Here is a 1,030-nt window from a genome sequence, read left to right as displayed (position 1 = left end):
TTCCTGGTCTCCGAACACGCCAAGGCTTCGCATCCGGTGCTGGAAGCGTTCGCGGGATGGCTGCGGTCGAAACTCCAGGAGAACCGCATTCTGCCGTATTGAGGGCAAGGCGGCGCCATCTCGCCATAGATGAATGGAATTTGCCGATCACGCGAAAACTATTCGGTTGCGGTGAGCCGGCACCCTGCCTACGATTTCGACAAGCGTTAGGGAAAGGGCAGTATGCAGCAACCCGGCCGTGCCGCAGAGATCAAGGCACTCGGGATCGGCAAGAGCTTCGGCTCGTTCCGTGCGCTGGACAATCTGTCGCTCAATATCGGCCGTGGCGAGTTCCTGACCCTGCTCGGGCCGTCGGGTTCGGGCAAGACCACCTTCCTGATGATCCTTGCGGGCTTCGTGCAGCCGACCGAGGGCAAGCTGTTCAGCGACGGCGTCGACATCACCGACCGACCGGCAGAGCAACGGGCCGCCGGCATGGTGTTCCAGGGCTACGCGCTGTTCCCGCATATGAGCGTCGAAGCCAACATCGCCTTCCCACTCAAGGTGCGCAAGAAACCGGCCGCCGACATCAAGCGCCGTGTCGGCGAGATGATCGAGCGCGTCGGTCTCAAGGGCCACGAGAAGAAACTGCCGGCGCAACTGTCGGGCGGCCAGCAGCAGCGCGTGGCGCTGGCCCGGGCGCTGGTGTTCGAACCTGGCGTGCTGTTGCTCGATGAGCCGTTCTCGGCGCTCGACAAGAGCCTGCGCGGCCAGATGCAGGCCGAGATGAAGCGGCTGCACCAGGAAACCGGAACCACTTTCGTCTTCGTCACCCACGACCAGAGCGAGGCGCTGGCGCTGTCGTCGCGCGTTGCCATCTTCAACCACGGCAAACTGCTGCAGGTCGGAGCGCCCGACGAAGTCTACGACCGGCCGGACAACCGCTTCGTCGCCGAGTTCCTCGGCGAAATCAACATGCTGCCGCTGAAGGGCGTCAAGCCTGCCGGCAATGGCTCGACCGGCCTGTGCGAAGACCGCGCGGTCTTCGCAC

General features: G+C 63.9%; 1 protein-coding gene and 1 pseudogene. Both read left to right on the top strand.

Features of this window, described 5'->3' with window-relative positions:
* Positions 1 to 102 (top strand): annotated as a pseudogene (locus EN925_RS41280) (transcriptional regulator); the annotation flags it as partial.
* 120 nt (positions 103 to 222) lie between these two features.
* A partial coding sequence (locus EN925_RS37175; RefSeq protein WP_164894725.1) for an ABC transporter ATP-binding protein occupies positions 223 to 1,030 on the top strand: 808 nt, incomplete at its 3' end.

Origin of the sequence: Mesorhizobium sp. M7A.F.Ca.US.006.04.2.1, assembly GCF_004022915.1 — a bacterium.
Classification (GTDB): domain Bacteria; phylum Pseudomonadota; class Alphaproteobacteria; order Rhizobiales; family Rhizobiaceae; genus Mesorhizobium; species Mesorhizobium ciceri.
This window is presented reverse-complemented; position numbering and strand designations above follow the sequence as displayed.